The organism is Paenibacillus sp. GbtcB18, from assembly GCF_019091125.1.
In the GTDB taxonomy this organism is placed as follows: Bacteria; Bacillota; Bacilli; order Paenibacillales; family NBRC-103111; genus Paenibacillus_F; species Paenibacillus_F chitinolyticus.
Genome location: NZ_JAGXJX010000012.1, coordinates 1 through 21,604, shown reverse-complemented (window position 1 = coordinate 21,604; position 21,604 = coordinate 1). Strand labels below are relative to the sequence as shown.

Here is a 21,604-nt window from a genome sequence, read left to right as displayed (position 1 = left end):
GACTTATTTGAGGAGGTGATCATCAAGTGAGAATCATGGAAGTTGTACTGGTGACGTTTAATGTGGTTATGTTGCTATGGCTGGTTGTCGGGCAACAAAAATCGCGACAGTTATTGTGGGGAGGACTGGCCGTCTCGGTAGTTCTTCTCGTTGTACAGGGATGGGTTGAGGGATGGCGCTGGCCCTTAATCCCTGCTTATGCATTGTCTCTGGCTCCTTTATTGGCGCTGATGCCGGATCATCGGAGGTGTGCCCGAGCCGTTCAAGGTGGCGTTAAAAGGCGCGGCGGCGTACGCAGAATTGCAGCGTTGTTATCCGTCTTTTTCTACGGGATGGTCACCGCTGCTGCGCCTTTGCTGTTCCCAGTGTTTGCACTTGATGAACCGGCAGGCCCATATGGGATTGGCACGGTCGCTTATCACTGGATTGACAACACCCGCGAAGAAACGTGCACTTTGGCGGCAGCCGGGGCCAAGCGGGAACTAAACGTGCGGATCTGGTATCCGGCCAGCAAGAACACTAAGGGAACCCGGGCGCCGTATGTGTCCGATTCCAAAGTATATACCGAGGCATTTCAGCAGGAGTCTGGTCTGCCACAGTTGTTTTTGACAAGCCTTGGACAAGCCCGTACGCATGCGATTGAACATGCAGCGCTGTCCGACGCGGAAGCTGCTTATCCGGTAATTATTTTTTCACACGGGTTCCGTGGATTCGAGGGCCAGAACATGTTCCAGGTCGAGCAGTTGGTGAGCCATGGCTACATTGTGGCGGGAATCAATCATACTTACGACAGTATGGCTTCAATATTTCCGGATGGCCGAGTTGCGTTGTTCGATTCGGTGAAAAATCCAGAATCGGAGATAGAGCCACTGGAAAAAATGGACAGGACGAATGAGGTTTGGGTGAACGATGTGCGGTTTGTGCTGGATCAACTTGAACAACTTGCTGCCGCCGACCCGGATCAGCGATTTACGGGACGAATGGACATGAAGCGGCTTGGCATGTTCGGACACTCGTTCGGCGGGGCGACTACGGTTCAGATGCTGCTAAGTGATCCGCGGGTTCGGGCTGGCATCAATATGGATGGATCCTTATACGGTGAACGCCGCATCCCGGCGGCAGGCATAAACAAGCCGTTCCTGATGATCAGTGCGGACGAGGAGGACGAATTGGCGGGATCCAGCGCCGCAAGTAACGATCAGCAACCCAACTTGGACATGACCCATGTCAAAGTTGAACAATACAATCAAGAGCTGCAAGAACAAGAGTTGCATGCTCGGCTTGTGCCAGTAAAGGCTGTTGGGAATTACTGGCTGAAGCTGCCCAACACGTCTCATATGAGCTTCTCTGATTTCTTTTTGATCACTCCAATTATAGAGTGGATGCAGGGGGTGAACGCTCGCGATACACATCGGCTCGTCAACGAGTTTACGCTTGATTTCTTCAATCATTATCTGAAAGGGCAGCCTTTGCAGATATTGAACAATGCTGTTGGCACGTTAAATGATTTTATTTTGGATAAAGGATAAGTATTATCTGACCAGACTTTGAAGGCCTATGCGCTACAATAGGGCCAATTTTAGCATTATTGTTGTTAGGTACAGGAAATTATGTCCTTACTTTTTCAATCATAGCGTGCTGCTTGCTTCTGGGATTCTCGGCTACATTTTTTATAAAACGTTCATCCCCAGCTGTAGTACAGAGTAATGAATTCCTCAATTCATAAACAATTACATAAAAAATAGACATAAGGTATCTGTAAAGTACGAGATGGGTTGATTTGAAGAAAAGGGAAGAACGTTCACCCTGGCAAGGCCAAAGGTAAAATGGTCAACGGTGCTAAAATAGCCATGGAGCTGTATGGAAGGTTGGCAGTTGTTAGTGTCGTAATAGGAACAGAACCGATGATCAAACGATTTACGGAAACGAAAAAAGTGCTAGACTAGGGCTTCAATCACTTTTGAAGTAACACAAGAGTTAGATGGCACTAGTACGGCAAAAGGTGCGGAAAGCGTTGTTGATTTGTCCTTGACTTTGACACAGTGTTAAGGATTAGAATGAGTTTTATAATTCGGGAGAGGAGAGAAGAAACTTAGTGGGAAGCAGAGAAAAAATTGCTTTTTTTATGCCAGCAGAATGGGAAAAACATGAGGGAACCTGGCTCCAATGGCCCCATGATGGATCCAACAAAGACGAAAATTACAGAGCTAAACTCGATGACATTTGGGTAACGATGGCAAAGGAGCTTCACTATGAAGAAAATGTGCATATTGTTGTGTGTAATGAAAGGGAAAGAAAACATGTGCAAGCGAAGTTGAATGAAGAACATGTGAATATGGATAAAATTGATTTTTTAGTTCAAGAAACCGATGACGTTTGGATAAGAGATCATGGTCCGATTTTTGTGAAAGATGATAAAGGTAATCTATGTTTAACAAATTGGAATTTCAATGGTTGGGGAAATAAATATCCTTTTGAAAAAGACGCTAAGATTCCCAGCAAAATCAGCGAGAACGGTAGCATCCCACTAATTGAGACTAGTGTTTGTCTGGAAGGCGGGGGAATCGAAGTAAATGGAAACGGTACATTGTTAGCAGCAAAATCCTCCATCATGAATGGGAATCGAAATCCTACGCTTCATCAAGAAGAAATCGAAAGTGAATTAACCAAGTATTTAGGAGTAACAAACTTTATCTGGATAACTGGTCTCCGTGGAGAGGATAACCATGATGAAGTAACAGATTTCCATATCGATGGGGCGGCCCGCTTCGTTAATGAAAATACCATCCTTTATGAGTATGACCCTTTTGGAGAAAGTGAAGCGCATCTTCTGAAGGCTTATGAAAAGCACTATCAGGAATTACGACAAGCAAGAAATACGGATGGGAAGCCATTTCAACTCATTCCAGTACCCGTTACAAGAAATATCGTGAAAGAAGTTGGCTCTAAAGGTTCGTATTTAAATTTTTATATAGGAAACGAAGTTGTATTAGTTCCGGTATATGGTGATGAACATGACAGTTTAGGGCTTCAAATCATGGAAGGGCTATTTCCTGGTAGAAGAATAGTCGGAATAAATGTGAGGAAATTGTATGCGTACGGAGGCATGATTCACTGCGTAACGCAACAGCATCCAAAATAAATAACACTTCTATAGAGTATCAATGTAAAAAAGTATCCATTTTCCGACTTTACAGAGGTGAATCTGCACGCTATCAACGTCTCAGGCAATCAACACCACCAATCATGATTATTTTTGGTAATCTTTTGAACACAGGAGGTCGGTGAGTATGGGGAGTCTGAAATGAAATAGAAAACCAAGTTATTAAATTCTAAAATGGATGGATTATTGATGGGAAATTATAAATGACAGAATAGCAAACGACATCATCCAAAAACTGCACCCTGGCCGTAAAGTTGTTGGTGTTGACGTTACGCAACAACAACCTGTGACCTTAAGGGGAGACGAATATGATTGTAGCACCTATAACGATGAACAAGATTGAGAATGATCTCGTTCTTTTTTTCTCAAACAGTTGTTTAAGTGATAGAATTGTATAGTTATTCATATGATAACGAAAATTAGAATCATTCTTTCAGTTGATCATTGACACGGATCACAAAAGTAGGTACACGAAGGGGGGGATAACGCTGCCGAATTTGCAGGTCGGTACGTTTGTGCTGAATATCGAGTTGTTGATTTATTTGATTGCGGGCATCGTCGGCGTTCTGACTGTTCGTTTCCGGGAGCGGGGCCGCCCGCAGAAGGAGCGGCGCGTATCGGAGGCTTGGAATGCGGTCTTCATATGGTTGATTGTCTGGAAGGCAAGCTTGTTTCTGTTCGACCCCATAGGCGTCATCAGGCATCCACTTTCCTTAGTCTTCTTTAGCGGAGGGTTGAGAGGCGTTTGGCTCGGATCCTTAGCTGCACTAACTTATTTATTTGTGCGAAATTATCGCCGGACTGGTAACCTAGAGGCGTTAACGGTTGCAATGACCTGGGGGGCGGGAATGGCGACGGCTGCTTTCTTCGGAATCGTCCTGCTTGACGATACAGTCGGCGCTGTCCATTACGCGGGACTCATGGTGGCGGCCACACTACTGGTTTTCCTACTTAGCCCGTCTCCTAAAATCGCACTCCGGTCGCTCGGAATCGCAGTTATCGCTGTGATGGTCGTATTTACGACACTCAACTCGATGGGCAGCAAAAGCATTCGCGTGGGTCAGTTCGCCCCCGATTTCGAATTGAAGGACTTAGAAGGTAACCCCGTTCGACTATCCGATTTCCGTGGCAAAACCGTCGTTATGAATTTCTGGGCTACGTGGTGCCGTGTCTGCCAAGCTGAGATGCCCCACATGGAAAAGCTTTATCGCGACCAATCGGACCAGGACGTCGTTGTTCTATCCGTCAACGCGACGAGCCAGGAGAGAAGTACCGATATCGTGGAAAAGTTCGTGGATAACGAAGGACTAAGTTTTCCTATCGTTTTGGACAAGAGCGGCGACATCTTGAAAGAGTATGGTGTAACTGCGTACCCGACCACGTATATCGTAGATCCTTTTGGCAATATACGAGAGCGGCACTTAGGCGCGATCAGTTACGAGAGCATGAAGAAAGCCGCCAAAATGGCGGATTATGACAATCCTTAACCGGAAGCGTTCAGAGCCTGGCGAACATGCTGGTTTTTTTTCAAAACGGGATATTTGCATTTGAAACACGTTACCCATGGGAACTGATTTATCATGTCAAGAGAAAACAATTTAGGAAAAATTTATCAATAAGGATGGAATTAACGTCAAGGTATCTGGAACACAATCTTACGATGCAAGAAATCATATCATGCATTGGGTCACTTTCCGTGATTGGGGATATAAGAAAACTACTTCTCGAATTGCATGTCGTTTTACTGATATTGATACTCTTAATCTTTGCTAACTAGCTATGGTTTTAGCATTGAAAACCAATATTCAGACTGGGATAGAAGTCCGTTCTTTCCTTTATCCCCTTCCATCATTAGCGTTTGCAGAAAATGTTAGGTGATAAATTTTAAACGGAAGGGGAGTTCAGTCTGGTGAGTTTGGAATTAAGCTTATTTTTGATTAAAAATATATAAAAAAGTGGATGGTCTAAACTGTAATGAGGAATTTAACTGAGAAAGAAAAAATGGAGCTTGGGTTGATTTATGATGCGAACAGCAATGAGTCGCTTATTAAAGAACGAGAGTACGCTAAGGAAATATGTTTTCAGTATAACCAACTTCCCCCCTCAAGAGCGGAAGAAAGAAAAAGTATAATAAAAAAATTATTTGGTAAAACAGGGGAAAGTTTTTTTGATCGAACCATCTTTTTATTGTGATTATGGGTATAACATTGAAATAGGCGAAAATTTTTACTCTAATCATAATCTGGTGATTTTAGATGGAGGAAAGGTTGCCTTTGGAGATAATGTGTTCATTGCACCTAACTGTGGGTTTTATACTGCAGGTCATCCATTGGATGTGAAACAGCGTAATAGGGGGCTGGAATATGCCTATCCGATTAAAGTCGGAAACAATGTATGGATCGGGGGGAATGTTTCCGTTATGCCTGGGGTAACTATAGGCGACAATACAGTTATTGGTGGGGGAAGTGTTGTCACTAAGAATATTCCCTCGGGTGTAGTCGCTGTTGGAAATCCTTGTCGAGTGCTAAGGGAGATTACGGAAGCCGATAAGGATAAATATAGATAAAGCATAGAGTGAAAAGCCGAGATAGGTTTTGAAGTCGTTTGACGAGATACGATTCCCATTAAAAGGGGTCTTCAAAGCGTTCAATATTTAGCGGAAAAGCAGGGGTTCCCCCTGCTTTTTATTATGAAAAACCCGGTTAGGGTTAAAAAAGTTTTTATTCCGGATATGAAAATGCTGCTATCCCGGTTATATATAACAGGATCTAGTGAAAGCGGAAAGAAACTTTTGCTAAAAAACAGCAGGCGTCTAAAGGTAACGCAACAAACATTATTGGCATAGAAAAAGGTTAGCTAACTGATGTATAAAAGTTGGAATTTATGTCCATAATGATTTATATCAGGACCTCGTAATTCCCCCGATACAACCGCCAAAGGTTTAATAAATGAAGTTGTAAGCTCGTTGAATGGATATCTAAATTAGCTAGAGTTTCAAAAGATTACATGCAGAAATCACAGATGCTATTTCTACTAGAAGGATTATATATGAGCAGACTGAGATACTATCGTTTGCGTAAAAGTAATAACTTCGGCTACAGACAAAGTTGGGTTACAGGGAAGGGCCGATTGTGTAGAGATTCAGTTCTATTGCTAGTCCTAGCAATAGTTGTTGTAATTCTAGTAATATGGAGATCGCACAATTCTTCGATGCAATACCGGTTGGTTGAGAGTATTGTTGTAATCGTCCTCTTTGGATTTGGACTCAAAATTAGTTCGAGGGTTTAAAGAATTATAGATTTTCTCTAACTTCTAATTTAATCAATGGGATCTTATAACAGCTTTTTTCCTGGCCGGATCTAATATGGATTTGTAATAAAATGCGTACCGTTGGTTTTCCAATGGTACGCATTTTTTTGTTTGTTTTAAACGGAAGAGTGCTTAAAAGGGAGTATTTATGATTATACATCTCGTGAATAAATATACATTTTGTTTTTGGCGGATATTCTCAGCAATTGTGAAAATCAGGCTAATACAGCACCGTTCAGGGGAATGTCGTTCTCACTAACTCTGAAAATGGCCCTTGATAAATCAACGTTTTCCGCAGCTATTTTCTCACTAATTATGACGCCACACAACAGTCCATAAAGAAATGCAAGCAGCCAACCATGATCTGCTCCCCTTACGGTAAACAGGTGAAAGAATATAACCTGCCACTGTGAGGGGAGTTTTTACATGTCTAAGGATAATATAATGCTTTTTAAATCTCTGTGCTGGAATGCGCGGCACTTGCTGAATCCTGCAAACTGTGATATTTTAGTTTCATTGTAAACAATATGGAGTGTGCATATGGATATCCTGAAAGTATCAAGGCGTTAATTTATAATCAATTGCTTCATTTGTTCCATTTGCAAGAATAGCGGCTGAGCTGGAACTTAAAGAATCAAAGAGTTGGTGCAGCTTCATCAGCTGAATTTGGACAGTTACTCCGATAGTGAGCATCAGACGATTTTGAAGTTTTTTCAAGGCATGACCCGGTATGTTGGCGAAATATAAGCTAAATTTTTTATTATTTTTGTTCACTAGTAAACTATATTTGCAAGGAGGGATTATGTTGGATTTTTCCCAAACGATTAGAGAACGTAGAACCATCAGGAGATTCAACGCAACACCGGTAGCGCCGGAACTGCTCGTAAACTTGCTGAACGGAGCGGCAAGCCTGTACGAGGCCGAGGGTACACCGCGCTGGCGTTGTATTTACGCTGGCACGCCGGAGTCGCGTCAAAGGCTGGTTGAGAGCATGATAGCTAAGATGAAGGAAAGCAAACTCGGGAAACTCATTCCTGTCAAAATGATCGATTTTCTCATAAAACGAATAACGGATATTCCCGCTCACCTGATCTTCATTGCAGAATCCGCCGCCAATCGGCGGCAGAGCGACGAAAATTACGCAGCAGTTTGCAGTATCATGCAAAATTTTCAACTGCTGGGCTGGGAGCGCGGGTTGGGCATGCTGTGGGACACGGACCCAATGCTTCAAAGCGAGTCGTTTCTTGCGGAAATCGGTTTGCGGGAAGGTGAAAGGCTTGCAGGGATCTTGCATGTCGGATATTTCGATAAAGCGCCGAGATCCCGGAGAAGAACGCCGGCGAAGCAGAAATGGACCACAATCGGTGGAGGCGGGGAGCCAGGTGGGCCGCAGTTGGATAACGTCCGAATTCCCGCGCAAAGCATTCTCGAAATGCTGAATGACGCCGTCTGGGCGCCGAACGATGGACTAAGGGAACCGTGGCGCTTTATCTATGTGACGGGCTGCGAAGCGGCCGACAAGGTCCGAGTTTCGTATGGGGATGCGTCGTCGGCATCTCTCCTGATCGTTGCGAAGGAAGAAACGGATCCCCACAAGCAGGAGGAGGATTACGCGGCGGTATGCTGTTTGATCCAAAATTTTCAATTGTTAGCCAAATCCAAGCCTTGGCACGTGCGGCGCACGGTTCCGGAATGGATTTATGACCGGGAATGGTGCAAACCGTTTGGGATTCGGCCGCTGGAGCGGATCGTAGCGGTGCTGGAGTTTGGAGGAGACGCTCAATCCTCGGAATCCGCTCCGGCTGCTCCCCTATTGCTGAACATCTCACATCTATGACAATACTGCTAGGAGCGGTCATCCATAGGCATAAGGTTAAATTCACTGTACGATAATCCATCTACAGAGTATTTTTAGAGGTTGAGTTCCTGCGCGCGTCATGACTAACAGGTCATGGGGGGTGAAGTACAGGTAGATTCGACAGAACCAAGGCTGGAGCTAAATTTTTTTTAAGGTATGCCAACGGATATGTCGCGCGGCTGAAAAACTGGATAGGGTGAGAATGCTCGCACAGAAGCGAACTGACGAACTTCCGAATGTACAGGTCTAAAGTTAGAGCATGCGGAAACAGGGAGAAATGTACCATTAGAGTTGATAAAACCGTTTCGATTTTAGTGATAAAACAGTCGCTATACATTTTTTGTATAAATCTAAAGAAGATGAGAAGTTTACATCCTCATCTTTTTTTGAGGTTAAAATGGGTCGTATTCTCCAGAACATAGGTTAATTGACAAGCGAAAAGAAATCCCTTATATTTTGATTAGACCGGACGGTCGGTTTGAGAGAGGGGGTGACGGGTATGACTAAATCTACGGACCATGGTGAACAGACAAAGCGCAACATTGCGGCCAAGGCGAAGGAGTTGTTCGAGCTGAAGGGCTATGCGGCGACCACGATGGACGAGATTCGGCAGTTATCGGGATCGAGTAAAGGGAGCATTTATCATCACTTTAAGAACAAGGAAGTGCTTTTTTTGTACATCCTTGAGCTGTCCATGCTCGAGTGGATCGGCAAGTGGCGCGACATGGAGAAACCGCTCGGTACGGCGCGTGAGAAGTTGTATCGGCTTGCCGAGCATTACGCCGAGGATTTTCGGAATCCGCTGCTGCGGGCTGCGGAAGAGTTTTCGGGAAGCGAAAGCGGGGATCACGAGATTAGGGATAAGCTGTTGGCGCTGACACGAATGCACTACCCGATCTTTCAACAGCTGTTGGAGGAAGGAATGCAAAGCGGCGAGTTTCGTCCGATACCGCTTGAAGATCTAACTTTTATCCTATTCGGGCTATTTGGAGGCCTGAGTGTTTCGTATTACAATTATGAAACCGATAGGATTGTCGGCTTATACCGGACTGCGATCGACGTCTTGCTTCAAGGGATAGAGAAGAACTAATTTTTTTTACCTAGAAATTAGACCGGACGGTCGGTTTAGTACCGTCCTTAAGGGGATAGGTTATGAAAGCTTTGTTCGCTAACCGGGTATTCCGGATCGTGGCGTTCGCTGACCTTCTGCAGCAGTTGGCGATCTGGATCCGAAATATCTCGCTGCTGTTCTACGTGATGGAGCAGACCGAGAGCGATCCCGTCGCCGTTTCCCTGCTGAACGTGATGGAATACGCGCCGATATTTCTGTTCTCTTTCATCGGCGGCGCTTTCGCCGACCGGTGGAATCCGAAGCGGACGATGATCGCCGGCGATCTGCTCAGCGCGCTGTCGATCGGAGCCATTCTATTGTTCGTGCTCGGGGGTTCTTGGCAGGCCGTATTCGCCGCGACGGTCGTGTCGGCCATCGTCAGCCAGTTCTCACAGCCATCCTCGGCTGTCATGTTCAAGCGGCATGTGCCCGAGGAGCTGCTGGCGCCGGCAATCGGCATTTCTCAGGGGATCATGTCCCTGTTCATTATTGTAGGACCGGTCGTAGGGACGCTCATCTATTCGTCGCTCGGCCTGACCTACTCGCTGGCGGTGATGATCGGGTTGTTCCTTACGGCGGCAGCCGTCCAGTTCTTCCTTCCTCCCTCGCCGCGCTCGCCCGAACGGGGGGCCGTGCCGATTCTTGAGGATGTGAAGGAGGGGTTCCGCTATATCCGCAGCCATCGGAATTTAATTGTTATTGCGCTTACGTTTGCCTGTATCGGACTTGGGTCTGGCTTGATCCAGCCGTTGGACATCTATATCGTGACCGAACGTCTTCAGCTCGACAAGGAAAGCGTCCAATGGTTCTATGCACTGTCCGGCGCCGGAATGCTGGTTGGAGGTGCGGCGGCAGCGATCCTCGGTCCGAAGATAAATCCGCGTGTCGTCATCTTCGCAGGCATCGCGTTCCTGTCGTTCTCCATCATCGTCGAGGCTCTATCCGTCTGGGTGTATTTAACGGCTTCCATGCGCTTCATGGTCGGCGTCATGACGGCGTTCATGCAAATCGTGCTCGGAGCTATTATGATGAAACTGGTTGAGGAAGCCTACATCGGGCGTGTGAACGGTACGATCACGCCACTACTCATGGCCGGGACGCTCACCGGGTCCGCTCTGGCGGGTCCGCTCATGAAATCGATTACGCTTGTTCCCGTCTATGGCCTGTCCGCAGCGATTATTCTGATTGCCGCCTTTGCGAGCCTTGGTATGAAATTGGAGGGGGCCGCAGCTAAAGCCGATCAACCCGGAGCGCATATGGATTAAGCCGCGCTGCTCAAGCAGGAGCCGTAGTTCGTTTGTCACGATTGACTTGTCTAACAAGGTAATTCCACCATTCGTGAGAGGAAGCGGATTCTGGAGCCGCACAAACTTGAACTTCACAAACGGCAGTCGGAACTGAGTCAAGCTTTCGATTATATCAATTATAAATTAAACGTGTATGAGACGATGGAAAAAGCCATTTGGTTAGAAAAGTGATATTGAATGGTGTTAGCATGCTTCACTCCAATCTGAGCAAAAACAAAAATGGATTGAGGAATTTCCTCAATCCATTTTTTAAAAGCGAATCCTAAAACACGCTGCGTACAAGTCCCCCGTCAATCCGGTAAGCGGATCCGTTAATGGCCGAGGAAAGAGGGCTGCTTAAGAAAGTTACAAGATTGGCTATTTCTTCCGGCCGAATAAGCCTTTGGATGATCGATGTCGGCCGATTCTCTCTCATAAATCGTTTCTCAGCTTCTTCTGCTGTCATCTTTTCATTAGGATAGAGAGTATCTAACCAAGACTCCACTCCTTCGGTTAAAGTGGAACCCGGCATAACGGTATTGACCGTGACGTTCGTTCCTTTGGTCAGTTCTGCTAAGCTTCGGGAAATCGAGAGCTGCATAGTCTTGGTTGCACTATAATGAGCCATTTCCTGTGAAGGCATGACGGCTGCCTCGCTGGCAATAAAGATGACTCGACCTTCTTTTTTCTCAATCATTCGGTTTAGATAGTGACGGGAGAGCCTGACACCACTCATAATGTTGACCTCGAAAAATCTAAACCAATCTTCATCGGGAATATCGAAATATTCGGCAGCCTCGAATATACCGAGGTTGTTAATCAAAATGTCAACGTCGGCGAATTTCTCAATCACCTGCTGACATCCTTGCTCTGTACCCAGATCCGCAACTGCGGCTTCAAGTTTAGCGCCGGCATGCCGGTCACGAATTTCCTTGATCGTGTTCGTTACTTTTTCCTCACTGCGTCCATTAATAAGCACGGTGGCGCCTTCCGCCGCTAATGATGTGGCGATCGCTTTTCCGATTCCTGCTGTAGATCCCGTAACAAGTGCTGTTTTTCCTTGTAAATGAAGTTGCACGCGTATTCCTCCAAAAATTTTATTAGGAATAATTAACCGTAATCGTATTCATAGACTCGACTTTTTGAAAGGAAGTCTTGCAACGTTCCTCTTCCTGTTTTGTTATCTCCAATTTTTGATCAAAAAATTCGATACTCATGGCTATCATTCCGTTTACTTAACCCAATAAACTGCGTTAGGATGAAATTTTTTCTCTATTAGTCAAAGAAGCGGCTGGAACGACTTCAGAAATTTTCTTGTCAGTGAATTTTCTTTCTAGTTCTTCTGTATTTAGTAATACATCATCCCTGCATGGATAATTATTATCAATGTGAGTCTCTCCCCATTTGCACAATGCGTCTAAAGTTTCCGATAGGGTCTGTCCATACTCCGTTAGCGAGTATTCGACTCTAGGTGGAACTTGGTTATAAATGACTCTGCGAATGATACCGTCATTCTCGAGTTCCCTTAATTGTTGTGTGAGCATTTTTTGTGTGATCCCAGGCATCAAGCGCTTTAGCTGCCCGGTTCGTCTTGTTCCTTTAGTCAAATAACACAAAATAACAACCTTCCACTTTCCGCCGATTACCTCTAAAGTAGCTTCTACGGGAATATTATATTTAATCATTTTGAATTCCTCCTTTTCAGACACGGATTTCATGGGGCGGGAAATGCGGCAATACGTATTCTCCCAGTTCATGAATGACCTCATCAGCTGGTCGAAGGCTGTCAAATAAAGCAAAAAAGAGATGATTCACTCCAATGCTTCTATATAAATTAAGAAGTTCAATCAATTTATGGCGTCCGACACGGAAACCAAGCCGAATCGGGGTGGCATGTTCATCAGGGTCCTCCGCCAAATCAAGATGCATAGGCATACTGAAAGGCCGAAATGCGGAATGATTTTGGCGGGCAGCTGATTCTCGCCATGCACGGATAGCTTCTACCTGTCTGCCTGGTGCCTGTGGGTAATACATCCACCCGTCACCGTTCATGCCAATCCAATCCATATTTTGCTGGGCAAATCCCGTAATCATTGTAGGGATTCTGCGGTTTAGTTTCGGTACGAGAGTCGCTTGTTCGATATCCCCGTAACACGAGTTAATAGAAGGAAAAGACTCATAAAGTGCCTTTTCAAGATAAGATAACGCTTCTCGGAACTGAATGCCTCGACTCGGATGGTCGACTCCAAGTCCTTTGAAATCAGCCCGCCTGTCTCCTGAAGAAATCCCCATGATCAGCCTTTCGGGAAAAAGCGCTTCGATGGTGGCAACTTCTTTCGCCAGCCTAAGTGGATGACGAAGAGGGAGTACCAGCGCAGATGTTCCAAGAGCGATTTGTTTCGTCTGGCTAAGCAAATGGGTTCCATAAATCAAACTATCATAAATTTGACCGACAGCAGGGTCCCCGAAATTGGGATCCTCCAGTATCACATCTCTGAGCCATAGGGTTGTAAAGCCGTAGGTCTCAGCAACTTGTGCTAACTCAATTTGGCGGGCCATCGTCGGCGTTTCCATCCGATAGTTTTCTAATGGAATATGAAGACCGAGCGTTAATTCACCTTCTTTAAAGGTTCTTTGGTAAGTTTGATGATGCTCAAACATGTGAATTCTCCTTCCGTTATTTTTTCCAGTTTGGTGCAATACCGATGATGAAAGCTGCAATATTAAGCGCAGAAGCAACGTCTACAGCTGAAGGTACATATTTTTCGGCAAGTTGAACAATATATAACTGCAAACCGGGCACGTTCATGAAGGCAAGCAGACCCATTAAGACAACCTCAATGACACCGGTCACTTAAAATGGTGCAAGGAATGACAAAAGGATTAGTACAGCCGCTTGGACAACAAACATCCAGAATAGCACACGAATTGGATTTTTATTGGCAAGCTTCCCTCCAATGGAGTTACCGCTGAACTCTCCTTCAGTCATGAATGCTAGTATAAGACTGTTAAGTCGATCTGATAAGTACGTACTTTTAAGGTATATAGGTACTTAAAAGTGCCTACTAATAGGAGAGGTGTCGTAAACCTAAAAAAGATGCAGGACATATATGAAGCATCTTTCATTTAAACAACCGATTACATGTGAAAATCATCACTTATGCGTTTTTCAGTGGAAGCCGGATTGTAAATGTAAGGGAACTTTTAAGTACCTATAGCACATAAAAGTACGTACTTTTATTTTCATTTGACCTATACCATAATAGTTTTTGCCGACACGGTTAGACAAAATTTTCGGGTAGACAACTCGGTTTAGGAGGAATATTTAATGATAAAGAATTTGCAGGATACAGTGACTCTACACAATGGTGTAAAAATGCCGGGATTCGGCCTTGGAGTATTTAAAGTAGAAGAGGGTCCGGAGCTCGTAAATGCCGTTAAAGCAGCCATCAAGCATGGTTACCGGAGTATCGATACAGCAGCGATTTACGGTAATGAAGAAGGAGTAGGCCAAGGCATCCGTGAAGGACTACAAGAGGCAGGTATCTCAAGAGAAGAGGTATTTGTCACTTCAAAAGTATGGAATGCCGATCTAGGATATGAATCGACAATCGCGGCTTATGAGACGAGCCTAAAAAAACTCGGGTTGGAGTATCTGGATCTTTATCTCATTCATTGGCCTGTTGAAGGTAAATATAAAGAAGCATGGCGTGCATTAGAAACCCTCTATAAAGAAGGACGGGTAAAAGCGATTGGTGTAAGTAATTTCCAAATTCACCATCTTGAGAACTTGTTGAAGGACGCAGAAATTAAACCGGTAATCAACCAGGTGGAATGTCATCCGCGGTTAACTCAAAAAGAACTTCAAGCATTTTGTGAAAAACAGGGCATCCAATTGGAAGCTTGGTCTCCGTTAATGCAAGGCGAACTATTAAACAATGAAGTTTTGACTGCCATTGCTGCGAAATATAAAAAATCCGTAGCCCAAGTGATTTTGCGCTGGGACGTTCAGAACGGTATTATTACGATTCCAAAATCAACCAAAGAGCATCGTATTGTAGAAAATGCGGCTATTTTTGACTTTGAACTGACCGCAGAAGATATGAAGCTCATTGATGGATTGAATGAAAATCACCGTGTAGGCCCAGACCCTGACAATTTTGATTTTTAATAGAAACGACAAGAACAACACCTATAAAAGCCGCACGAGTTGCGGTTTTTATAGGTGTTGTTTTCTTTAAGGAATCATGTTGCGGATTGTCTACGCTCTTGAGCGGGTACTTTTTAGTTCCCATATTACTCTAAAGTGCGTACTTTTTTTATCTGTATGGATGCATCATAATCAATTTTGTCAGACGGTGAAAACATTTGTTGATTTGATCAGTCGTTGATTTCTATATCCATTCATGCTGTCAAATCAATATTCAAAATAGATCTACAACAAATTTTAGGAGGGAATCCTATTGAAACATATACGGCAAGGAAAACTAGGTTTCGGTACTGCACCGTTAGGGAATATGTACCGTACGATCTCAGAAGAAGAAGCTGCAGCAACGGTAGAGGCCGCTTGGGAGAGCGGCATTCGTTACTTTGACACAGCCCCATCCTATGGAGCTGGCTTGGCGGAGATTCGGCTTGGTGAAGCATTGTCGACTAAAAATCGTAATGATTACGTCATAAGCACGAAAGTAGGCCGAATCATTTCGGATGAACTAGAAGATCCCTCTGCACGTGATTTCGGAGAAAAAACGGGGCTTTTTGAATTTGGCCGTAAAAATAAAATCATCAATGACTACAGCGCGGATGCGACCCTTCGCTCTATCGAGGATAGTTTGAAACGGTTAAAAACAGATCGTCTGGACATGGTTTATATTCATGATGTAGCGCAGGACTTTTATGGCGACGAGTGGCTTTCGCAATTTGAAACGGCACGAACCGGGGCATTCCGTGCACTCTCACGTTTACGTGAAGAAGGAGTCATTAAGGCGTGGGGACTCGGAGTAAACCGGGTAGAGCCGATTGAACTCATGCTGGACTTGGAAGAAGCCAAGCCGGATGTATCCTTGCTAGCTGGACGGTACACCTTATTAGACCATGAGCGTGCACTTCAACGTGTAATGCCTGCAGCAGTAAAACATAACATGGACATTGTCATTGGTGGTCCGTATAGCTCAGGTGTTCTTGCTGGAGGCACCCATTTCGAATATCAAAAAGCGTCACCGGAAATTATGGCTAAAGTAGAGAAAATCAAAAATATTGCAGATCGTCATCAAATCAGCACCAAGGCGGCTGCCTTGCAATTTTCACTGGCTAATCCGGCAGTTGCGGCTGTCATTCCCGGTGCCAGTCGACCTGAGCGAGTAACAGAAGACAATGCTGCATTGAACACCGTGATCCCGGAAGCATTCTGGGAAGAAATGCGCGAACAAAAGCTGGTGGCACCTCATGCGCCGCTGCCAATCAACGTTAAATAAAAAGGAGAGTATGAACATGGCACAAACTACGACATCTATTAAAATTCCGGCTTCACCGGATCAAGTATGGCAATTAATCGGAGGCTTTGACTCGCTTCCAGATTGGTTACCGTATATACCTAGCAGCAAAGTAACTGAAGGCGGACGTGTCCGTCATTTGGCTAACCCAGACGGTGATGCGATTGTAGAGCGCTTGGAAGTATTCAATGATAAGGAGCGCTACTACACGTATTCCATTATGAAAGCACCGTTTCCGGTTACTGATTATTTGTCGACAATCCACGTTAAAGAAGATGCTGACGGTAAATCATCGTTGGTTGAGTGGTCCGGCAGTTTCACGCCTGTAGGAGTTAGTGACCAAGAGGCTATTGATCTGTTCCATGGCATCTATAAAGATGGCTTAGAGGCATTGCAACAAGGATTTAATAAGTAAACAGGTCCGACTCATGCTGACTAATCAATTTGCAAAATAGATTTAAAACAAACTTTAGGAGGGTTTATTCACATGAGACATATACTAAAAGGAAAACTAGGTTTCGGTACTGCACCGCTAGGTAACATGTACCGTAACATCCCGGAAGAAGAAGCCATGGCAACCGTAGATGCCGCTTGGGAAAGTGGCGTTCGGTACTTTGACACAGCCCCATTTTATGGAGCCGGCTTAGCAGAGATTCGTCTTGGGGAAGCATTATCGAAAAGAAATCGTGATGATTACGTTTTAAGTACGAAAGTAGGTCGACTCATTTCGGATGAACTAGAGGACCCGGCTGCTCGTGATTTAGGTGAAAAAGGGGGTCTTTTCGAATTCGGCCGTAAGAATAAAATCATCCCTGACTATAGCGCGGATGCAACCCTTCGCTCTATCGAACAGAGTTTGAAACGGTTAAAAACAGATCGCTTGGACTTTGTATATATTCATGATATAGCGCAGGACTTTTATGGAGATGAGTGGCTTTCAAAATTTGAATCGGCACGAACGGGGGCATTCCGTGTGCTCACACGTTTACGTGACGAAGGAGTCATTAAAGGTTGGGGACTCGGAGTGAACCGGGTTGAGCCAATTGAACTGATGCTGGACTTGGAAGAAGCGAAGCCGGATGTATCCTTGCTAGCTGGACGTTATTCATTATTAGACCATGAACGTGCGTTACAACGCGTGATGCCTGCAGCGGTAAAACATAACATGGACATTGTCGCCGGCGGTCCATATAGCTCAGGTGTTCTTGCAGGAGGTACCCACTTCGAATATCAAAAAGCATCGCCGGAAATTATGGCTAAAGTGGAGAAAATCAAAAATATTGCAGATCGTCATCAAATCAGCATCAAGGCTGCTGCTTTACAATTTTCACTGGCGAACCCGGCCGTTGCCGCTGTTGTTCCCGGTGCTACTCGTCCTGAGCGAATTGCAGAGGACAAAGCCGCATTGAACACCGTGATCCCGGCAGCGTTCTGGGAAGAAATGCGCGAGCAAAAATTGGTGGCACCTAATGCGCCGCTCCCAAACAGCGTTAAATAAAAGAAGAGCAAAAAAACCGAAAGTGTGAGTGAATGGCTCACGCTCTCGGTTTTTTTGTTTACATTTAGTCGGATTTTTTTTCTTGTTCTTTCTATATAAAACTAGTCCCTTAATCAGACTCTTGTTTGAGAATAACGCTAGACTTCCAAAATTTTCTTCCCCATCTATTTTTCATACTATATACCTAGTATAATAAGGACGTTATATGCGCATAGCCCCAAAGAACTATGGACAACAAGAATCGGCGTGTACAACAAACCTATTAGACTGACGGAGGAGAACCTGCAAAATGAAGCTTGCAAGATTACGCCGTTTTATGAATTTGTTTTCATTAAGTGTTCTGGCTCTGGGTATGCTGTTACCGAACTTTGTTCAGGCGGCATCCACAGGAACTTTAACAGATCTGGATCGTTCTTACGCCCAAAAAGAAATAGCGGGCCTAGTCTCGGAAGGGATCCTATCGGGATACCCGGACGGAACGTTTAAACCTGAAAATCCCATAACGCGCGCCGAATTCGCAAAAATTCTTGTACTGGCTCTGGGATTGAAGGAAGAACCGGCCAAGTCGGCCTCTTTCCATGATGTAGACGCTTCGAGCTGGTATAGCGGCTATGTCGGCTCGCTTGTAGCGTCCGGCATTACACAGGGGACGACGGCCAGTACTTTTTCGCCGGATGCCAAAGTAACGCGTGAAGAACTGGTTGTCTTTTTTGTGCGGGCATTCGGGCTTGCGGAGAGAGCTTCCGTAAAAAGTCCGACTACCAAACTGACAGATTTGAACCTGGCATCCGACTGGGCCAAGCCGTCCGTATCTTTGGCTTATGAGATCGGGTTTGTCAACGGGATCGATAACGGTGAGGGAGGGCTGCTCTTCAAGCCGAAAAGCAGTTCGGACCGTCAGGCTGTAGCCCGTCTGGCGTATGAATTCAAAACAAATCATAAAGCCTATTTAAGCAAAGCCGAAGAAATTCTGGCTTCCAAGCCCGAAGTGACTCAACCGGAGCAGCAGATCCAGTCCTTGGTTTCGCAAAGCAGCACAACAATGGAAGTTATATTCTCTACCGCATTGGCGGAGCTGAACAAGGAAGATTTCAAGTTCGATCATGACCTTCTCGTTACAGCGGCGGATTTCAAGTCTGGCAGCAAAACTATTGTTGTGCTCACGACAACGACGCAAAGTTCCGGTACGAAATATGTTTTAACGTACAAAGGCAAGCCTAGCGGCAAGTCCGTTGAAGGCACTTCCCCCGTGTTCGGCGGTGGTGGTGGCGGTTTCGGAGGGGGCGGAGCTCCCGGCGGCATAAATCCGACAGTCGAACAACTGCTTGCCAGCGGGAAGCCGCAAACGACTATTACAGTCCAGGCATCCGGTACATACGGCCCGGCAAACGGTAAAACCAGCGTCCAAACGTTAATTCTGGATCCGGGTCCCGCGGGCGAAATAAGCTTGAACCATATTGATGCAGAACAGATGGAAGTGCGTTCGGGGAGCGCAAATTCCATTAAGCTGCGGAATGTTACCGTGAAGAATTTGAAAATAAACGCAGTGAATAACAACGGGCTTCCCGTGAGAGTGGAAACCGGCGACGGAACCCAAATAACGTATACCGAAGTGACAACTCAAGCAGTAATAGAGGGTTCTTCTCCGCAAGGCGGATTCGGTAAAATTAAGCTGGATGCTTCCGGCAAAAAGGTCATTTTTAAAGGAAGAGTCGACAGTGAAGCAGCAGTAGTGTCTCCAGGTATGACTCTCTCCATTGAGTCTCCTACGGCCGGTAACAACCAGCCTACCATGCTTACGAAGTTAACCGTTGCAGCTGCCGATACAACTGTCGGGATTGCCCCTGCGGCAACTTTATCCGAAATAAGTTCGGACCAATCCGTATCTTTAACTGGTAATTCCGAATCACTTGCTAAAATCAAGCTGAACGGCGGTGGCTCATTTAAGTTTGATCCTGCCGTAGAAAGCGAAGTCAAAGAAAAGGCAATTGAGAACGCAAATAAGGCTTTGAAAGATTATTTAGCCGCGTCGGGAGATTTTTCTGAGATTTTGGCCAAAGTATTAGAAGCGGACAGAACGATCCAGATTGCCAAACAATATGGGGCTCAGGATCAAGATTTCACCAGTATCCAATCTTTTTATTTCAATCGTGATACCGTTTATGAGCTTAACGAAGCTTTGACTGCTTTAACAATCGGGTATGTGCCGGGCGATTCGGCGGATCATGTTACAGAACGTCCAACGTTACCTGATAACAATGGAAAAAACACCTTAATTACATGGTCATCCAGTGATACGAATGTGTTATCTCCGTGGAGTTCTTATTTAACAAGACCGGCTTCCGGTGCAGGCGATAAAGAGATTACACTTACCGCGACACTCTTTAACAAAGCTTTTACGGCGACCAAGAGCTTCAAAATGACGGTAAAACAGCTTAACGCAGCAGTAAAATCAGTTACTGGTCTGAAGCCGGATCTGCTGGTTGTGGAATTCGATGCGGCCGTTGCGGCCCAGGAAGCTTCCTGGTACCAATTTAACAATGGGCTGCAAGTTCTTAAAACAACCCAGTACCCTCAGTATCCAAACATGGTCCTCCTTAATGTAGATTCACAAAAAGCCGGCAGCACTTACAATCTTACGTATAAGAACGCTCCAACGGGTATTACCTTTACAGGAAGCACAGCGAATGAATGCTCCGCCGAATGGTGCACAATACCGGGCAGTGGTCAAAAAATACCGGTACCCGGCGTCAATGTACCAGGCGAAATCGAAGGATATGTTTTTGAAGGTACGACCAAACCCGCGGAAGACGCAGAAGTTTCTCTAAACGGCACTGGCGTAACAACGAAAACGAACAGCCGCGGGTATTTCAAGTTTACTAATGTTACTCCTAATGTCAGCTATACTCTTTCGGCGACTAAACCAGGTTACTCGACCGCAAACACTGCCCAGTTCAGCATAGCACCCGGTCAAACCTTTATGGCAGGGGGCATGAATATTTTCACAAGCCCAGCTCCTGTTACCCATGTAAAAATAACTCCAATCAATTTTACGGACAAAATTTTACTTTCATGGACACCTTCCGATTCGGTCGGTTGGGGCTTAACATTCAACATTTATCAAAACAGAACTATACGCGTTGCCAATCATGCAGGCACCCAACTTTTGATAGAATCATTGAAAGCAGGGGAAACATATACGTTCAGTGTTGAAGCGTGTAATGAGGTCGGCTGTTCCAGAATGAGTGCAGAGCAAACCATCCAGATGCCTTTAAATCTATCGGTAAGCAGCCTGCAGCCCTATAACTCTGTTACATCCGACGTGTACGATGCATTTAAAACAACGGGGAAAAACGAATATTCTCTCTCCAATCCCTATCCAAACTTTGATTCCATACTGGTTGATCTGAATGAGGGGCTTGATGACGGTACCCCCGGAATTCCGGTTTCGCAATCCGATCTGGATTTGTCTAACGCAAAGGTCACCGGAATAGAGGGACAATCATTTAATTCTTCCGTTCAAATCTATCAGGGTAGAATCTACCTTAAGATAGACATCAATACGTCGCTACAATCTAAATTCGCTAAATATGTGATAGACGGAGTAAACTATAAACAGAAAGCTGCGGAAGTATCTCCTTACAGCATTATCTTTAAATAAGCTTCAGGTTGTTCAAGGCTTTCTTATGCCATTTAGGTGGTGTTAAGGAAGCCTTTTTTTGATTAATCAAGGATTGCGCATACGATGGTAGCAAACAGAGTCGTAGCTGTAATCGGGATATGAAAAGCTGCCTAAACGCATCGAATGACCTGCTTCCACAAAATGGTTGTTGCAAAAGACTTCGGATGCTGGTAAAGTTACTTCTTGCCGGCAACAATGAAACACG

At 45.1% G+C, this 21,604-nt stretch carries 15 protein-coding genes and 2 pseudogenes; 12 read left to right on the top strand and 5 right to left on the bottom strand.

Annotation, left to right across the window (positions count from 1 at the left end; all coding sequences use genetic code 11):
- Positions 1 to 35 precede the first annotated feature (35 nt).
- Complete coding sequence (locus tag KVT34_RS25955; RefSeq protein WP_254635161.1) at positions 36 to 1,529, top strand: alpha/beta hydrolase family protein; 1,494 nt, start codon at positions 36 to 38, stop codon at positions 1,527 to 1,529.
- A gap of 596 nt (positions 1,530 to 2,125) precedes the next feature.
- A complete protein-coding gene (locus KVT34_RS25950; protein WP_217562694.1) occupies positions 2,126 to 3,142 on the top strand; it encodes an agmatine deiminase family protein in 1,017 nt (338 codons plus the stop codon).
- 446 nt (positions 3,143 to 3,588) lie between these two features.
- Here KVT34_RS25950 and KVT34_RS25945 read toward each other — a convergent pair whose 3' ends face one another.
- Positions 3,589 to 3,867, bottom strand: coding sequence for a hypothetical protein (locus KVT34_RS25945; protein ID WP_217562538.1), 279 nt, complete (start codon positions 3,865 to 3,867; stop codon positions 3,589 to 3,591).
- A 144-nt stretch (positions 3,868 to 4,011) separates the two neighbouring features.
- Here KVT34_RS25945 and KVT34_RS25940 point away from each other — a divergent pair, with 144 nt between their 5' ends.
- From KVT34_RS25940 to KVT34_RS25920, 5 genes and pseudogenes are all read left to right on the top strand, one after another.
- Entirely contained in the window at positions 4,012 to 4,650 is a 639-nt protein-coding gene (locus KVT34_RS25940) for a redoxin domain-containing protein (protein ID WP_217562536.1), read from the top strand.
- Positions 4,651 to 5,137: 487 nt separating this feature from the next.
- Positions 5,138 to 5,729: pseudogene (locus tag KVT34_RS25935) on the top strand (sugar O-acetyltransferase).
- 1,545 nt (positions 5,730 to 7,274) lie between these two features.
- Complete coding sequence (locus KVT34_RS25930; protein ID WP_217562534.1) at positions 7,275 to 8,309, top strand: nitroreductase family protein; 1,035 nt, start codon at positions 7,275 to 7,277, stop codon at positions 8,307 to 8,309.
- A 520-nt stretch (positions 8,310 to 8,829) separates the two neighbouring features.
- The gene (locus tag KVT34_RS25925; protein ID WP_217562532.1) at positions 8,830 to 9,420 is read left to right on the top strand and encodes a TetR/AcrR family transcriptional regulator; all 591 of its coding nucleotides are present in this window, start codon (positions 8,830 to 8,832) and stop codon (positions 9,418 to 9,420) included.
- A gap of 62 nt (positions 9,421 to 9,482) precedes the next feature.
- Positions 9,483 to 10,706 (top strand): MFS transporter, encoded by a 1,224-nt coding sequence (locus KVT34_RS25920; RefSeq protein ID WP_217562529.1) that lies wholly within the window; start codon positions 9,483 to 9,485, stop codon positions 10,704 to 10,706.
- A gap of 304 nt (positions 10,707 to 11,010) precedes the next feature.
- Here the strand turns inward: KVT34_RS25920 and KVT34_RS25915 are convergent, their stop codons facing one another.
- The 4 genes and pseudogenes from KVT34_RS25915 to KVT34_RS25900 all read right to left on the bottom strand — a co-directional run.
- Positions 11,011 to 11,805 (bottom strand): SDR family NAD(P)-dependent oxidoreductase, encoded by a 795-nt coding sequence (locus tag KVT34_RS25915; protein WP_217562527.1) that lies wholly within the window; start codon positions 11,803 to 11,805, stop codon positions 11,011 to 11,013.
- 175 nt (positions 11,806 to 11,980) lie between these two features.
- The gene (locus tag KVT34_RS25910) at positions 11,981 to 12,412 is read right to left on the bottom strand and encodes a winged helix-turn-helix transcriptional regulator (protein WP_217562525.1); all 432 of its coding nucleotides are present in this window, start codon (positions 12,410 to 12,412) and stop codon (positions 11,981 to 11,983) included.
- A 16-nt stretch (positions 12,413 to 12,428) separates the two neighbouring features.
- On the bottom strand, positions 12,429 to 13,388 hold the full coding sequence (locus tag KVT34_RS25905) for an LLM class oxidoreductase (RefSeq protein ID WP_254635155.1): 960 nt from the start codon (positions 13,386 to 13,388) through the stop codon (positions 12,429 to 12,431).
- A 34-nt stretch (positions 13,389 to 13,422) separates the two neighbouring features.
- Positions 13,423 to 13,695 (bottom strand): annotated as a pseudogene (locus KVT34_RS25900) (MFS transporter); the annotation flags it as partial.
- Positions 13,696 to 14,055: 360 nt separating this feature from the next.
- On the opposite strand from KVT34_RS25900, the gene KVT34_RS25895 reads away from it, so the two are divergent.
- The 5 genes from KVT34_RS25895 (at position 14,056) to KVT34_RS25875 (ending at position 21,378) form a co-directional block, all read left to right on the top strand.
- The gene (locus KVT34_RS25895) at positions 14,056 to 14,898 is read left to right on the top strand and encodes an aldo/keto reductase (protein ID WP_217562523.1); all 843 of its coding nucleotides are present in this window, start codon (positions 14,056 to 14,058) and stop codon (positions 14,896 to 14,898) included.
- 292 nt (positions 14,899 to 15,190) lie between these two features.
- Positions 15,191 to 16,201 (top strand): aldo/keto reductase, encoded by a 1,011-nt coding sequence (locus KVT34_RS25890; protein WP_217562521.1) that lies wholly within the window; start codon positions 15,191 to 15,193, stop codon positions 16,199 to 16,201.
- A 16-nt stretch (positions 16,202 to 16,217) separates the two neighbouring features.
- Positions 16,218 to 16,634: an SRPBCC family protein gene (locus KVT34_RS25885; protein WP_217562519.1), complete on the top strand. Its 417-nt coding sequence runs from the start codon at positions 16,218 to 16,220 to the stop codon at positions 16,632 to 16,634.
- Positions 16,635 to 16,706: 72 nt separating this feature from the next.
- Positions 16,707 to 17,717 (top strand): aldo/keto reductase, encoded by a 1,011-nt coding sequence (locus KVT34_RS25880; protein ID WP_217562517.1) that lies wholly within the window; start codon positions 16,707 to 16,709, stop codon positions 17,715 to 17,717.
- A 289-nt stretch (positions 17,718 to 18,006) separates the two neighbouring features.
- Positions 18,007 to 21,378, top strand: coding sequence for an S-layer homology domain-containing protein (locus tag KVT34_RS25875; RefSeq protein WP_217562515.1), 3,372 nt, complete (start codon positions 18,007 to 18,009; stop codon positions 21,376 to 21,378).
- Positions 21,379 to 21,604: the final 226 nt, after the last annotated feature.

Excerpts from the sequence above, each read along its gene's own strand:
- KVT34_RS25880 (WP_217562517.1), top strand. The coding sequence starts at position 16,707 with ATGAGACATATACTAAAAGGAAAACTAGGTTTCGGTACTGCACCGCTA.
- KVT34_RS25920 (WP_217562529.1), top strand. The coding sequence starts at position 9,483 with ATGAAAGCTTTGTTCGCTAACCGGGTATTCCGGATCGTGGCGTTCGCT.
- KVT34_RS25885 (WP_217562519.1), top strand. The coding sequence starts at position 16,218 with ATGGCACAAACTACGACATCTATTAAAATTCCGGCTTCACCGGATCAA.
- KVT34_RS25930 (WP_217562534.1), top strand. The coding sequence starts at position 7,275 with ATGTTGGATTTTTCCCAAACGATTAGAGAACGTAGAACCATCAGGAGA.
- KVT34_RS25955 (WP_254635161.1), top strand. The coding sequence starts at position 36 with ATGGAAGTTGTACTGGTGACGTTTAATGTGGTTATGTTGCTATGGCTG.
- KVT34_RS25910 (WP_217562525.1), bottom strand. The coding sequence starts at position 12,412 with ATGATTAAATATAATATTCCCGTAGAAGCTACTTTAGAGGTAATCGGC.
- KVT34_RS25940 (WP_217562536.1), top strand. The coding sequence starts at position 4,012 with ATGGCGACGGCTGCTTTCTTCGGAATCGTCCTGCTTGACGATACAGTC.
- KVT34_RS25905 (WP_254635155.1), bottom strand. The coding sequence starts at position 13,388 with ATGTTTGAGCATCATCAAACTTACCAAAGAACCTTTAAAGAAGGTGAA.
- KVT34_RS25875 (WP_217562515.1), top strand. The coding sequence starts at position 18,007 with ATGAAGCTTGCAAGATTACGCCGTTTTATGAATTTGTTTTCATTAAGT.
- KVT34_RS25950 (WP_217562694.1), top strand. The coding sequence starts at position 2,126 with ATGCCAGCAGAATGGGAAAAACATGAGGGAACCTGGCTCCAATGGCCC.
- KVT34_RS25925 (WP_217562532.1), top strand. The coding sequence starts at position 8,830 with ATGACTAAATCTACGGACCATGGTGAACAGACAAAGCGCAACATTGCG.
- KVT34_RS25895 (WP_217562523.1), top strand. The coding sequence starts at position 14,056 with ATGATAAAGAATTTGCAGGATACAGTGACTCTACACAATGGTGTAAAA.
- KVT34_RS25945 (WP_217562538.1), bottom strand. The coding sequence starts at position 3,867 with ATGCCTGATGACGCCTATGGGGTCGAACAGAAACAAGCTTGCCTTCCA.